11 protein-coding genes and 2 pseudogenes are annotated in these 12,673 nt (G+C 59.3%); 7 read left to right on the top strand and 6 right to left on the bottom strand.

The window, feature by feature from the left end:
* Window positions 1-159 precede the first annotated feature (159 nt).
* From HK44_RS24790 to HK44_RS30705, 6 genes and pseudogenes are all read left to right on the top strand, one after another.
* Window positions 160-753 (top strand): fasciclin domain-containing protein, encoded by a 594-nt coding sequence (locus HK44_RS24790; RefSeq protein WP_019693981.1) that lies wholly within the window; start codon window positions 160-162, stop codon window positions 751-753.
* Window positions 754-807: 54 nt separating this feature from the next.
* Window positions 808-1,440, top strand: coding sequence for a sigma-70 family RNA polymerase sigma factor (locus tag HK44_RS24785; RefSeq protein ID WP_019693982.1), 633 nt, complete (start codon window positions 808-810; stop codon window positions 1,438-1,440).
* The gene (locus HK44_RS24780; RefSeq protein WP_019693983.1) at window positions 1,437-2,111 is read left to right on the top strand and encodes an anti-sigma factor; all 675 of its coding nucleotides are present in this window, start codon (window positions 1,437-1,439) and stop codon (window positions 2,109-2,111) included. The genes HK44_RS24785 and HK44_RS24780 overlap by 4 nt, the downstream gene beginning before the upstream one ends.
* A gap of 323 nt (window positions 2,112-2,434) precedes the next feature.
* The gene (locus tag HK44_RS24775; RefSeq protein WP_019693984.1) at window positions 2,435-2,707 is read left to right on the top strand and encodes a hypothetical protein; all 273 of its coding nucleotides are present in this window, start codon (window positions 2,435-2,437) and stop codon (window positions 2,705-2,707) included.
* 181 nt (window positions 2,708-2,888) lie between these two features.
* Window positions 2,889-3,926 carry an RHS repeat-associated core domain-containing protein gene (locus HK44_RS24770; protein WP_019693985.1) on the top strand — a complete coding sequence of 346 codons (1,038 nt, stop codon included), beginning with the start codon at window positions 2,889-2,891 and terminating at the stop codon, window positions 3,924-3,926.
* Window positions 3,914-3,995 (top strand): annotated as a pseudogene (locus HK44_RS30705) (RHS repeat-associated core domain-containing protein); the annotation flags it as partial. The gene HK44_RS24770 and the pseudogene HK44_RS30705, both read left to right, overlap by 13 nt.
* A gap of 68 nt (window positions 3,996-4,063) precedes the next feature.
* On the opposite strand, the pseudogene HK44_RS24765 reads toward HK44_RS30705, so the two are convergent.
* Window positions 4,064-4,753: pseudogene (locus HK44_RS24765) on the bottom strand (formaldehyde dehydrogenase, glutathione-independent); the annotation flags it as partial.
* A 147-nt stretch (window positions 4,754-4,900) separates the two neighbouring features.
* On the opposite strand from HK44_RS24765, the gene HK44_RS24760 reads away from it, so the two are divergent.
* On the top strand, window positions 4,901-5,974 hold the full coding sequence (locus tag HK44_RS24760; RefSeq protein WP_024265159.1) for an RHS repeat-associated core domain-containing protein: 1,074 nt from the start codon (window positions 4,901-4,903) through the stop codon (window positions 5,972-5,974).
* Between the two features lie 125 nt (window positions 5,975-6,099).
* On the opposite strand, the gene fdhA is transcribed toward HK44_RS24760, so the two are convergent.
* From fdhA to HK44_RS24735, 5 genes are all read right to left on the bottom strand, one after another.
* Complete coding sequence (fdhA, locus tag HK44_RS24755; RefSeq protein ID WP_019693988.1) at window positions 6,100-7,299, bottom strand: formaldehyde dehydrogenase, glutathione-independent; 1,200 nt, start codon at window positions 7,297-7,299, stop codon at window positions 6,100-6,102.
* A 218-nt stretch (window positions 7,300-7,517) separates the two neighbouring features.
* The gene (purU, locus tag HK44_RS24750; RefSeq protein WP_019693989.1) at window positions 7,518-8,375 is read right to left on the bottom strand and encodes a formyltetrahydrofolate deformylase; all 858 of its coding nucleotides are present in this window, start codon (window positions 8,373-8,375) and stop codon (window positions 7,518-7,520) included.
* Window positions 8,376-8,524: 149 nt separating this feature from the next.
* On the bottom strand, window positions 8,525-9,157 hold the full coding sequence (locus HK44_RS24745) for a sarcosine oxidase subunit gamma (RefSeq protein WP_019693990.1): 633 nt from the start codon (window positions 9,155-9,157) through the stop codon (window positions 8,525-8,527).
* A 166-nt stretch (window positions 9,158-9,323) separates the two neighbouring features.
* A complete protein-coding gene (locus tag HK44_RS24740) occupies window positions 9,324-12,341 on the bottom strand; it encodes a sarcosine oxidase subunit alpha (RefSeq protein WP_019693991.1) in 3,018 nt (1,005 codons plus the stop codon).
* The gene (locus HK44_RS24735) at window positions 12,338-12,667 is read right to left on the bottom strand and encodes a sarcosine oxidase subunit delta (protein ID WP_019693992.1); all 330 of its coding nucleotides are present in this window, start codon (window positions 12,665-12,667) and stop codon (window positions 12,338-12,340) included. The genes HK44_RS24740 and HK44_RS24735 overlap by 4 nt, the downstream gene beginning before the upstream one ends.
* Window positions 12,668-12,673: the final 6 nt, after the last annotated feature.

Genomic DNA, 12,673 nt, shown 5'->3' with positions numbered 1-12,673 from the left:
GCCGCGACATTAATTGTTCCCGGCCATTGTGCGCCGCACCGGCTTGCGTGAAATCTAGCCGAAAAACAATTTTCCTGCGCTGCATCCGATCTCTGACCCACTGCGTATATCAAGCACGGACAGACATTCCTGGCCGATTCCTCACCTAGGACAATCACCATGAAGCGCACTTCGATTAAAGCCCCGTTGATCGCCAGCCTGCTGAGCCTGGCCGTGACCTGCGGTTTGACCCTCAACAGCGTGCACGCGGCAGACATGAGCCATGACTCTGTGATGGTTGGCGGACAAGCCATGATGCCGAGCAAGGACATCATCGATAACGCCGTGAACTCGGCGGATCACACCACTCTGGTCGCTGCGGTGAAAGCCGCCGGCCTGGTCGACACCCTCAAGGGCAAAGGTCCGTTCACCGTGTTCGCACCGGTCAACTCGGCGTTCGCCGCCCTGCCCGCCGGCACCGTCGATACCCTGCTCAAACCCGCCAACAAAGCCACGCTGAGCCACATCCTCACCTACCACGTGGTCGCCGGCAAACTCGACATGGCGACGCTGGCCCAGCAGATCAAGGCCGGCGGCGGTAAAGCCGAACTCACCACCGTCAGCGGCGGCAAGCTGTGGGTGACGATGAACGGCCCGCACAACATCACCCTCAAGGACGAAAAAGGCGCCACCGCCGACATCACTACCTACGACGTGTACCAATCCAACGGCGTGATTCAAGTCATCGACAAAGTGCTGATGCCGAAAAGCTAAGCACGGACGCCGGCCCTGATGCACAGGGCCGGCGTTGCCTTGAGGGCTGTCGCCGTGAATGGAACGACAACGCGCCGTGAACTAACCTCAGCCTGCAACCGACAGCGCATACCCACCAAGATTGCCTGGAGAACGGTCATTTCCACCGCCGACGCCGAACCGCTCAGACAGCTGCTCGCCCAATGTTCACTGGGCGATCGCCGTGCCTTCGAGACGCTCTACCGCAACGTTGCACCACGCCTGCATGGCGTGGCGCTACGCTTCATGGGACGCAGCGACCTGGCCGAAGAAGTACTGCAGGAAAGCTTCGTGCGCATCTGGAACAATGCCTCGCGCTACCAGGCGCATTTGTCGGCGCCCATGACCTGGATGATCAACATCACCCGCAACCAGGCCATCGACCAGTTACGCAAACACCGCGACCGCCGCCTCAGCGAACGGGAAGAACAGGCGCTGGTCGACGAAGCGCCCTCGGCCCACGAGTTACTCAGCAGCGACCGTGAAGCCAGCGCGCTGAAACGCTGCCTGGAGACCCTTGAAGGCATGCAGCGTCAATCGATCACCGTGGCCTACTTTCAGGGTTTGTCCTGCTCTGAGCTGGCCGACCATCTGGCGGCGCCACTGGGCTCGGTCAAGTCCTGGATTCGTCGTGGCATGGAGCGCCTGCGCAGGTGCCTTGAATCATGAACTATCAAACCAGGCGCTTGCGCCGCGCCCTCGCCGCCGACTACGCCATTGGCCTGATGCCCGCCGCCGCGCGCCGCCGCTTTGAGCAGCTACTGCTGGACGACGCCGAACTGCGCGTTGAGCTGGCCAAGTGGCAAGAAAGCCTGGCCAGCCTCAACGAGCCGCTGGTGGAAGTACCCGTGCCCGACCGGATATGGACAGCCATCAATGCGCGGATCGAGCCCCAAGAACTGCACGTGCCGGCCAAACGTCCGTTCTGGAACGGGTTGCGCGTGACAGTGGCCGTCTGCTCGCTGCTGGTGGCCGTGACGCTGGGCATTCTCTACAACCGTGACAGCAGCCAGTACAGCGCAACCTTACTCAGCGCCAGCGCGCAGCCTGCGTTGCGAATCAAGGCTCACGACGATTACCTGCAAGTCGAACCGCTGGCCCTGGCCACCGTCGCCCCCGGACACAGCCTTGAGCTGTGGGCGGTTCCAGCGGATGGCAAACCGATTTCCCTGGGCGTAATCCCGGCCGGCGGCAAAGGCCGGGTCGCGTTGAGCGAAAAACAGCATGCGCTGCTCGGTAAACCGATAGCGCTGGCAGTCAGCCTTGAGCCTGAAGGCGGTTCGCCGACCGGGCAACCGACGGGGCCGGTGTTGTATCAGGGGGCGTTGGCGGGGTTGTAGGTCCGTCAGGTTCCGTCCGACGGCATTTTGGGAAAACACCTCCTTACCCGAACCTTGTCGCTCCAGAGAATGGCGCTTATAGTTCGCCCGTCGCCCACATGGCGATTCGGGTTTGGCGACTCGGGGGATGTGATGCAAAAGCTCTGTGCTCTCTTGCACGCGTTTTTGCACCCGCAAGGCTGCTTTATGGCAGCTGTGCGCGGGAGACCTTCGGGTCTGCCGGTCTCCATCCCCGGTTCGCCAACCTGCGTACAGCTGCCACCCATATCGTTTGGCGACGATTGAGCGGTCGCTCTCTTCTTAATCAGGATGGAGTTCTACCTATGAACCGCTACATGCCCATCACCGGCGTCGACTGCAACCGCGCCTCCCTGCTCATCGACACCGAAGCTCCACTCGACGTGCTCCACGAAACCGCTGCCTACCGCATCCGTACCGTCACCCAACTACTGGAAAACATCGCCTTTCGCGATGAAATCAGCAGCGACGCCGTGGTGCTCCATGATTTCGCCCAACTTCTGGCCATTCCCCTGCGCGACGGCTGCGACCTGCTCGACGTGATCGGCCGCCGACTACGCGCCAGCGCCACCCCCTAAACCCACCGCCCTGCCCTGATCGTTCCCACGTCGAGACGTCGAACTGTCCGCGTGGGAATGCCGCCCGTGACGCTCTGCGTCATCTCCAGCCGTAGACCCTAGCAGTTCTGCTAGTAGGCAGCCCTGACCGATTGCGTCACAGTAAAACCCCGAATCGACGCGCCTTTCAGGGATCCCGCCCATGCCGACCAATCGCGAAACCCTGCTTTGCCGCTACCGCTACGACCCACTGGATCGCCTGACCGCTTGCGCGCCATCGGTGCAGACGAGCACCCAACGCTTCTACCTCAAAGATCGCCTGGCCACCGAGATCCAGGGCGCGGTGCAGCATTCGATCATGCAGCACGAGGATCAATTGCTGGCACAGCAACGGCGTGAGAGTCGCACCGTGGAAACCCGTTTGCTCGCCACCGATCAACAGCGGTCAGTGTTGAACGCACTCGACGCGATGCCCCCGCACGCCATCGTCTACACACCCTACGGCCATCGCCCGCCGGTAAACGGCTTGCTCAGCCTCCTCGGCTTCAACGGCGAACGACCGGACCCGGTGACCGGGCATTATTTGCTCGGTAATGGCTATCGGGCGTTTAACCCAGTGTTGATGCGGTTTAACAGTCCAGACAGTTTGAGTCCGTTCGCTAGGGGGGGGATCAATCCCTATGCGTATTGTTCGGGAGATCCTCTGAATAGGAGGGATCCTACAGGGCACTTCTCTTTTTTCCCGAAAGGATATAACCCTATCAAGGGCCTTAAAAACATGCTGGGAATCAGGAAACCATCGTCTCTCAAAAAAGAGCCACTGCCAGACGGAACAAAATCCTTAGTTGGATACCACGGAACTTCGGAAACTAGCGCACGAAATATATTAAATAACGGCGTCCAAGAGGGGCATATAGGAAAAAACACCTCGAATTTTGGCGACGGGTTCTATGTATCGGATACCTTAGACGTAGCCCAAGGTTACGCCCGAGATCACCTGAGAAATAATCACCGCGCAGTCGTGTTGAAGGTCTACGTACAAGACATTCAACAGAAAACAATGGGCGTTGATTACGCCGTGGGCACTGGCGGGCACGAAGGAGAAATCGTCTTTTTTCCTTCTACATACAACGATTTGTCATTCAAACGCGACGGCTCGTTCCGACGTGATGAGCGTGGCACTTACCGTCAAACTTTAAACAAGGAAATCCGTTCAACGACAAATGACCCGACTCGGTGACCGGACATTTTCTACTGGGATTTGGCTATCGAGCGTTTAATCCAGTGTATATGCGATTGAACGACCCTCAAGGCAAGTCCGTTGGTTCAACGTCAAAAGGGCAACATCACGTCGCCCTTCTTTCACTTGGAACGCCCTTACGCCGCACTAAACAACTTACGCAGATTATTCACAAACTTCTTCGGCACGCCCGCATCGAACTCGCCATACCCACGTGGCACGTCGTCCAGGCTAATCACCTCAACCCCAACGATGTCGGCGATCTTGATCCGGTCCCACATGATCGCCTGCATCAGCTGGCGGTTGTACTTCATCACCGGGGTCTGGCCGGTGTGGAAGCTGTGGGATTTGGCCCAGCCAAGACCGAAGCGGATGCTCAGGCTGTCCATCTTCGCGGCGGCATCGACGGCACCTGGATCTTCAGTCACGTACAGGCCCGGAATACCGATTTTGCCGGCAACCCGAACCACGCCCATCAGCGAGTTGAGTACAGTGGCCGGTGCTTCGTGTTTCACCCCCGAATGGCCGTGACCACGGGCTTCGAAGCCCACGGCGTCGACGGCGCAATCCACTTCCGGTTCGCCCAACAATGCAGCGATCTGTTCGTGCAGCGGAGTGTCCTGGGACAGGTCGGCGATTTCAAAACCCTGGGCCTTGGCGTGAACCAGGCGGATCGGATTGACGTCACCGATGATCACCACTGTCGCGCCCAGCAGGCGAGCGGAAGCGGCAGCCGCCAGCCCCATCGGACCCGCGCCGGCGATGCAGACGGTGCTGCCCGGGCCAACACCCACCGTGACAGCGCGGTGGTAACCGGTCGCTAGAATGATCGTTGACTCCTGCGTGGGAATCCCGCCCGCGACGCTCTGCGTCATCTCCAGCCGTTGACCCTAGCAGTTCTGATAGTGGGCAAGCCCGGCCAATTGCGCCACAGTGAATCCTTGAATCGACGCACCTTTCAGGAAATCCCGCCCATGCCGCTCAATCGCGGAACCCTGCTTTGCCACTACCGCTACGACCCACTGGATCGCCTAACCGCTTGCGCGCCATCGGTGCGGACGAGCACCCAACGCTTCTACCTCGAAGATCGCCTGGCCACCGAGATCCAGGGTGCGACGCAGTGTTCGATCATGCAGCACGAGGATCAACTGCTCGCACTACAACAGCGTCAAAACGGCGCAGCGGAAACCACCTTGCTCGCCACCGATCAGCAACGTTCGGTGTTGAACGCACTCGACGCCACGCAGCCTCATCCCATCGCCTACACGCCTTACGGCCATCGCGCTCCCGGAGGCGGTTTGCTCAGCCTGCTCGGTTTCAACGGCGAACGGCCGGACCCGGTGACCGGGTGTTATTTGTTGGGTAATGGCTATCGGGCGTTTAATCCGGTGTTGATGCGGTTTAACAGCCCGGACAGTTGGAGTCCGTTTGGGGAGGGTGGGTTGAATGCGTATGCGTATTGCACAGGAGATCCGTTGAATCGAGTGGACAATACGGGGCATAGCTGGGCACTAGTCAGGACCAATCTGAAGCTCCTGGCTCAACAAGCAAAAAAAATTGCTCCTTCAACAACGGCGCAAAAAATGCCAAAAACTCAACATATGCTAAAGAGGCGTCAGATTGCAAAAGGAGTTGTAAGCTACGAGGACACATCTGAAGGTGGTCGACGAATAAATTTTATCGGCCATGGAGTAAAGCCCGCTCCAAACGAAAATTCATTATTAACGACTAGCGAGGGCGAATGGGGCCCACTCAAACTATTCATTGCTGCAAAAAAACAAGGAATCGACTTTGATTCATATAACAACGTTCGAATTTTGTCTTGCTACTCTGCGGAGGGAGAAGCCAATTCTTTTGCAGCAATTTTTGCAAAATTATCTAACAAGCCAACTAAAGGTTACTACGGCGAATTGCTCACAAGGCATGACCTAGCCTTAACCGAACATAAAATCCCCACAAGTCAATTTACCATTATCAAACGAAATCCCTTTGACCCTCTCAATAAAAAAGAAAGAAAAAATATTTCGACTTTTCCTTCAGATCCATAAGACACAGCCCATAAAAATGCAACAAGAATCATAACAAATCGATTTAATGTCCAACCCAACAGTCCAAGATATATATACAAATCAAAAGGACGACATTAAGTCGCCCTTTTTTTCACCTACAGCCCTTACGCCGCACTAAACAACTTATGCGGATCAATCACAAACTTCTTCGGCACGCCCGCATCGAACTCGCCATAGCCACGTGGTGCGTCGTCGAGGCTGATGACCTCGACGCCCACGATGTCGGCAATCTTGATGCGGTCCCACATGATCGCCTGCATCAGCTGGCGGTTGTACTTCATCACCGGGGTCTGCCCGGTGTGGAAGCTGTGGGATTTAGCCCAGCCCAGACCGAAGCGGATGCTCAGGCTGCCCATTTTCGCGGCCGCATCGACTGCACCCGGATCTTCGGTGACGTACAGGCCAGGGATGCCGATTTTGCCGGCAACCCGAACCACGCCCATCAGCGAGTTGAGTACGGTGGCCGGTGCTTCGTGTTTCACCCCGGCATGGCCGTGACCACGGGCTTCGAAGCCCACGGCGTCGACGGCGCAATCCACTTCTGGCTCGCCCAACAGCGCGGCGATCTGTTCGTGCAGTGGGGTGTCTGTCGACAGGTCAGCGATTTCAAAACCCTGGGCCTTGGCGTGAGCCAGGCGGATCGGGTTGACGTCACCGATGATCACCACTGCCGCGCCCAGCAGGCGAGCGGAAGCGGCAGCCGCCAGACCGACCGGACCTGCGCCCGCGATGTACACGGTGCTGCCAGGGCCAACGCCGGCAGTGACTGCGCCGTGGTAACCGGTTGGCAGGATGTCGGAGAGGCAGGTCAGGTCACGGATTTTTTCCATGGCCCGGTCGCGGTCCGGCAGTTTCAGCAGGTTGAAGTCGGCATACGGCACCATTGCGTATTCGGCCTGGCCGCCTGTCCAGTCACCCATGTCGACATAACCATAGGCACCGCCCGGACGGGCCGGGTTAACGCTGAGGCAGACACCGGTGTGCATTTCTTTGCAGGAACGGCAGCGCCCGCACGCCACGTTGAACGGCACCGACACCAGGTCGCCGATTTTCAGGTTCTCGACGTCGCTGCCCTTCTCGATCACTTCACCGGTGATCTCGTGGCCCAGCACCAGACCGGTTTGAGCCGTGGTGCGACCACGCACCATGTGCTGGTCGGAACCACAGATATTGGTGGATACCACGCGCAGGATGACGCCGTGCTCGATCTTCCTGCCGCGTGGGTCCTGCATTTTTGGATAGTCGATTTTCTGTACTTCGACCTTGCCATTGCCGAGATACACCACACCACGATTACCAGACATGCTTTCACCTCGCTGTTGTTTTTATGAAACCGCGTTACCAACTGAGGGCAACGCGTAGATTGCTTGGGTTAGTGCTTGTGTCTTGTGTTGTTTGTAAGGGCCTCATCGCGAGCACGCTTTGCTCCTACGAGGTGACGTCGGCCATTAAATAACGGGACGACGCGATCACTGTAGGAGCAAGGCTTGCCCGCGATGGGTCGCAAAGCGGCCCCAAAAATCTAAAGAACTACTGTTCTGTTGGCGTTGAGAAACACCCGCCGTTCAATGTGATAACCCACCGCTCGGGCCAACGTCAGCCCTTCGATATCCCGGCCTTTGGCAATCAGGTCTTCGGGATAATGGCTGTGATCCACCGCTTCCACGCCTTGGGCGATGATCGGGCCTTCGTCGAGGTCGTTGTTGATGTAGTGCGCCGTGGCGCCCACCAGTTTCACACCCTTGTTGTACGCCTGGTGATACGGCTTGGCGCCTTTGAAACCGGGCAGCAAGGAGTGATGGATATTGATCGCTTTACCATCGAGCTTGCGGCACAGCTCCGGCGACAGCACTTGCATGTAGCGCGCAAGCACCACCAGTTCTGCACTGGACTCTTCGATCACCTGCCAGACTTGCCGCTCTTGCGAGGGCTTGTCGTTGGGGTCGAGCGGGAAGTGGTAATAAGGAATCCCGTGCCAATCGGCCAGCGGCTTGAGGTCCGGGTGGTTGGACACCACCGCGACCACATCCATCGACAGTTGGCCGATGCGCTGGCGATAGAGCAAATCGTTGAGGCAGTGATCGGCCTTGGAGACCATGATCACCACTTTTGGCCGGTGGTGCGGCGGAGTCAGCTCGAACACCATGCCGAACGCGTCGGTCCGTCCGGCTAAACCGCTGCGGAACGTCTGTTCGTCGAAGGCGTCGGGCTGACGGAACTCCACACGAATGAAGAAGCGGCCCGAAAGCCGATCATCGAAGGAATGGTGCTCGGTGACGTAGCAACCCTGTTCGAACAGAAAGCGGGTCACCGCATCCACCGTGCCCAGGACGCTTGGGCAATGGGCAGTCAAAATCCATGTATCTGGTGCGCGGCTCATAGTGCGGTGACTCCTTTGTGGCGAGGGAGCTTGCTCCCGTCGGCTGCGTAGCAGTCGTAAATCTACGGATTCGGTCTCACTGGCGGAATGCTATAGATGGCATTGGGGCTGCTGCGCAGCCCAGCGGGAGCAAGCTCCCTCGCCACAGATCAGGCCTGGACGCTAAGGCCATATTCAGCAGCCGCATCCTGCAACCACAGCCACCAGTAATCCGAGAAGCTGCGACGGATCAGCAGTTCCCAGGTGTCTTCGGCGGTGTGGCGGATCACCAGTTGCGACTTGGCGAACACCGTGCCCACCGCTTTGCCCACCGGGAAGTTGTTAGGGTGCACGTCGTAGCTGGTGGACTTCATCAGCACTTCGCGGACTTTCGGGCCGCTCAGCTCAAGGATCTGCTGGCCGCCGCTGACATTGACGATGGAGATGTGCAGATCGCCCAGGGCTTCACGCAGTTTTTTCTCGGCAGCGAATTCTTCACCACTCGGCACGATCAGCAACCACTCGTCCGGGCCCATCCATTGCAGGCTGGTTTCGCCTTTGGCGACCACGGTCAGCGCGACCGGCAGCTCAAGGCCCAGGGCCTTGTGCACGCCCGCGGCGAATGCCGGGTTGTGGGCATCGCCACGAATGGTCAGATGGCCCAGGAGTTTTTTCTCACGCACGGTGACACCGGCGTTTTTACGGCCCTTGCCCACCAGGCTTTGCAGGCCCGCGTGGTGCAGCGACGACTCGGCCTTTGCCCCAGTGGTTGGGCGCTGTTGGTAAACGTTGGCTGTGGTCATAAAGCACCTGTCTTGAATTCTGTTGGTTCCGGCCCTGGTGGTGGCTACGCTGCCGCCATCGCGAGCAAGCTCGCTCCCACAAAGGTTACGCGATCTCCTGTGGGAGCGAGCCTGCTCGCGATGCAGACAACGCGGTTCAGCTGACACCCCACAGGATTCGAGGCCACTAGATGTTCTGGCGATCGCCTTTCGGATCGAAGAACACCGAAGAAACGATTTCCGCTTCGATCACGCTGCCATCGGCCAACGGCGCGAACACGCGCTCGCCGAGGCGCTTCAAGCCGCCTTTGACCACACCCATGGCAAACGAATAGCCAAGGGAGTTGTGGGCGTAGCTGGAGGTCACGTGACCGACCATGCTCATCGGGATCGCTTGCTTGGTGTTGAACACCAGTTGCGCACCTTCCGGCAGCCATTTGGTCGGGTCGATCGGCTTGAGGCCGACCAACTGTTTGCGCTGATCACGCACACAGTCTTCACGGTTCATGCCACGCCAGCCGATCCACGAGAACGGTTTGGTGCGACCGACGCACCAGCCCATGTTCAGGTCGTCCGGGGTCATCGAGCTGTCAGTGTCCTGACCGACGATGATGAACCCCTTCTCGGCCCGCAGGACGTGCATGGTTTCAGTACCGTACGGCGTCAGGTTGTACTTCTTGCCCGCCTCGACGATTTTTTCCAGAACGCCCATGGCGTAGTCGGCCTGCACGTTGACTTCGTACGACAGCTCACCGGTAAACGAGATCCGGAACACCCGAGCCGGCACACCGCCTACCAAACCTTCTTTCCAGGTCATGAACGGGAAACCGTCCCTGTCCAGATCGATGTCGGTGACTTCGCTGAGCAGCTTGCGGCTGTTCGGCCCGGACAGGGTCATGGTCGCCCAGTGGTCGGTAACCGAGGTGAAGTACACCTTCAGGTCTGGCCATTCGGTCTGGTGGTAGATTTCCAGCCATTGCAGCACGCGCGCAGCGCCGCCGGTGGTGGTGGTCATCACGAAGTGGTTGTCGGCGAGGCATGCAGTGACACCGTCGTCGAAGACCATCCCGTCTTCTTTGCACATCAGGCCGTAGCGGGCCTTGCCCACGTCGAGCTTGGTCCAGGCGTTGGTGTAGACGCGGTTGAGGAACTCACGCGCATCCGGGCCTTGAATGTCGATCTTGCCGAGTGTCGAGGCATCCAGCAGGCCGACGCTTTCACGCACGGCCAGGCATTCACGTTTCACCGCGGCATGCAGGTCTTCACCGTTTTTCGGGAAGTACCAAGGACGCTTCCACTGACCGACGTCTTCGAACTCGGCACCGTTTTTCACGTGCCAGGCGTGCAGTGCGGTGCAACGCACTGGTTCGAAGATGTGCCCACAGTGACGACCGGCTACCGCACCGAAAGTCACCGGCGTGTAGTTCGGGCGGAACATGGTGGTGCCCATCTGCGGGATGGTCACGTTCAGCGAACGGGCGGCGATGGCCAGACCGTTGACGTTGCCAAGCTTGCCCTGGTCAGTACCGAAGCCCAGTGCGGTGTAACGTTTTACGTGCTCGACCGACTCGAAGCCCTCGCGGGTCGCCAGTTCGATGGCGGCAGCGGTGACGTCGTTCTGCAGGTCGACGAATTGCTTCGGCGCACGTGCGGTAGCCTTTTCATGCGGCACCTGGAACAGCGCCAGAGTCGGCTCTTCGACACGGCTCAGGGCTTTGGGCAGGACGCCTTCGACCGCTTTGAAGCCGGCTTCGCTGGCCGCGCGCACGCCGCCTTCAAAACCGTCGGCCAGAGTATCGCCGAGGCTGTAGACGCCATTGATGCCGCCCACGCAGACGCGTTTTTGCGGTGCTTCGCCCGGAATGAAACCGAGGATGTCTTCACGCCAGATCGGTTTGCCACCCAAGTGCGAGGCCAGGTGAACCACTGGGCTGTAGCCGCCGGAACTGGCAACCAGATCGCACTCAAGCCATTCGCCAGGGCTGGTGACGGTGTGCGCCTTGACGTCGATCGCGGCAACACGAGCGGCGGTGACGCGCTTGCTGCCGCGCGCTTCGATGACGGCACTGCCGGTCAGAATACGGATGCCTTTGGCACGTGCTTCTTCTACCAGCGCACCGCGAGGATTGCTCCGCGCATCGGCGATGGCCACCACTTGCAGGCTGGCGTCGAGCCAGTCCAGCGCCACGCGGTAGGCGTGATCGTTGTTGGTCGACAGCACCAGTTTCTTGCCCGGTGCTACGCCGTAACGGCGCACGTAAGTCGAGACGGCACCGGCGAGCATGTTGCCCGGCACGTCGTTGTTGCCGTAGACCAGTGGACGCTCGTGAGCACCCGTCGCCAGTACCACGCGCTTGGCGCGAACCCGGTGGATACGCTGACGAACCTGGCCGATCGGTGCGCGGTCGCCGAGGTGATCGGTGAGGCGCTCGTGAATGGTCAGGAAGTTGTGGTCGTGGTAACCGTTGACGGTCGCACGCGGCAGCACCAACACGTCAGGGGTGTTTTTGAGTTCGGCAATGACACTGGCGACCCACTCGGTGGCGGGTTTGCCGTCGAGGCTTTCACGGGAATCGAGCAGGCTGCCGCCAAACTCTTCCTGCTCATCGGCCAGAATCACTCGGGCACCGCTGCGCGCAGCCGCCAGGGCAGCCGCCAGACCGGCCGGGCCACCGCCGACAATCAGCACGTCGCAGTGCTGGTTCATGTAGTCGTAGGTGTCCGGATCGTTCTCGGTCGGCGAACGGCCAAGACCTGCAGCCTTACGAATGTACTTCTCGTAGGTCATCCAGAACGATTGCGGGTACATGAAGGTTTTGTAGTAGAAACCCGGTGGCATCAGCTTGCCGCCGACCTTGCCGAGAATCCCCATCATGTCGTTGTTCACGCTCGGCCAGCCGTTGGTGCTGGTGGCGACGAGGCCCTGGTACAGCGCCTGTTGAGTGGCGCGCACGTTAGGAATTTGCGTGGCTTCGGTGGCACCGATCTGCAGCACCGCGTTCGGCTCTTCGCTGCCCGCGGCGAAGATCCCGCGAGGACGCGAATACTTGAAGCTGCGACCGATGATGTCGACGCCGTTGGCCAGCAATGCAGCGGCCAGGGAGTCGCCTTCAAAGCCTTTGTAGAGCTGGCCGTTGAAGGTGAAGCTCAGGACTTTGTTGCGGTCGATCCGTCCACCGTTGGACAGGCGATTGATCTGGCTCATACCTTCGCTCCCAGAGCCTGCGCGGCCGCTTTCGGACTTTCAGTCTTGTCGGTGAACTGCGGCTTGGTGCCGATCTTGTAGGTTTCGAGAATCTCGTAGGTCACGGTGTCGCGGGTGACGTTGAAATACTGACGGCAACCGGCGACGTGATCCCACAGCTCGTGGTGCAACCCGCGAGGGTTATCGCGGAAGAACATGTAGTCGCCCCACTCCTCGTCGGTGCAGCTGTTCGGGTCCAGTGGGCGCGGGATGTGCGCCTGGCCGGATGCATGGAATTCCTCTTCGGAGCGCAGCTCGCCGCAGTGAGGACAGAAGATATGCAACATAGGGAT

It is taken from the genome of Pseudomonas fluorescens HK44 (assembly GCF_000217955.3).
In the GTDB taxonomy this organism is placed as follows: Bacteria; Pseudomonadota; Gammaproteobacteria; order Pseudomonadales; family Pseudomonadaceae; genus Aquipseudomonas; species Aquipseudomonas fluorescens_AQ.
Note: the sequence above shows the minus strand (reverse complement) of the source record. Positions and strands in the feature narration are given on the sequence as shown.